At 61.1% G+C, this 1,254-nt stretch carries 1 protein-coding gene; it reads right to left on the bottom strand.

The genetic code is table 11. The features are described from left to right. Positions 1–29 precede the first annotated feature (29 nt). A protein-coding gene (locus ABH939_RS33155; RefSeq protein WP_116058469.1) for an IS3 family transposase occupies positions 30–1,174 on the bottom strand; the annotation gives its coding sequence in 2 pieces (ribosomal slippage) (positions 30–901 and positions 901–1,174; 1,146 coding nt in all). Between the last annotated feature and the right edge of the window lie 80 nt (positions 1,175–1,254).

Genomic DNA, 1,254 nt, shown 5'->3' with positions numbered 1-1,254 from the left:
TGGTTGGGCCCCCGTTAGCAGTCCAGCACCTATGCGATAGCTAGTTGGTTTTCTTGAGTCCAGTTTTCCCAGTAGCGGTTTGGCGTCATGCCATCGAGGGATCCGTGGGGCCGTTCATGATTGTAGATAGCTTTCCATTCCTCGGCCAGATAGGTCGCTTCGGCCATCGTGTCCATGATTTCTCCCGAGAGTTGTTCCCTTCTGAACTGGGCGTTGAACGATTCGACGAAACCGTTCTGCCACGGTGAACCCGGGTCGATGAAGGCGGTGCCCACGCCGACGGTGTTGCACCAGTTGATCAGTGCGGCGGCGGTGAATTCGGGACCGTTGTCGCAGCGGACGTAGGTCGGGGCGGTGCCGGTTTCGGCGATGATGTTCTCCAATGCTGCGACCACGTCGGAGGCTGTGAACGACCGGCGCGCGATGATGGCCAGCGCGGTGCGGGTGTATTCGTCGATGACATTGAAGAAGCGGATGTGCCGCCCGCAGGAAGTCACGTCGGATTGGAAGTCGAAACTGACCACGTGCATCGGGTATTCGGCCGTCAGCCGCTTCTGCTCCCCGGCGCCGGGACCGGCCCGGCGTTTCTTCCGCGCCTTGGGTTTACAGACGAGGCCTTCCTCGCGCCAGAGCCGGCGTACGCGCTTGTTGTTGAGCGCCATTCCAGCCCACTCCTGGGCGAGCAGGCACCAGCGGGCTTTCCGCCATCCCCATGTCGGGTGCTTGATCGCGATGGCGCGTAGGGCGCCGCGAAGCCGTGTTTCCTCGAAGCTCGTATCGGGTTTCTTCTTCCGGAAGGCAGACCGGTTTTGGCCGAGGATCTTGCAGGCGAAACGCTCGGAGGCCCCGAACTTCTCCACCGCCATGCGCACGGCACGGCGGCGGGGTTCGGGGCTCAGAATTTTCCCTTGGCCACCTCGTTGAGGATGTCGATGGCCAGTTCCTTCTCCGCCAGCAGCCGTTTGAGTCGCGCGTTCTCCTTCTCCAGCTCCTTGGTCCGTTTGGACGCCTCGGCGTTCTTCTCGGACCCGTACTGGTTCAGCCACCGGTACCAGGTCGCTTCGGTGACCTGGAGTTCCTTGACGACCTCGATCATCGGGTGGCCGTCGTTGAGCATTTTCTGGCCCTGCCGGACCTTCGCGATGACCTGTTCAGGGGTGTGTCTGCGTGCCATGATTCGTGAATTTCCTCCTGTGCCCATTATCGGACACGAAAGTCACACAGACACTGGACTTCTACACAGGGACCCAACCA

This window comes from Rhodococcus sp. 27YEA6, from assembly GCF_044908235.1.
GTDB lineage: Bacteria > Actinomycetota > Actinomycetes > Mycobacteriales > Mycobacteriaceae > Rhodococcus_F > Rhodococcus_F qingshengii.
This window is presented reverse-complemented; position numbering and strand designations above follow the sequence as displayed.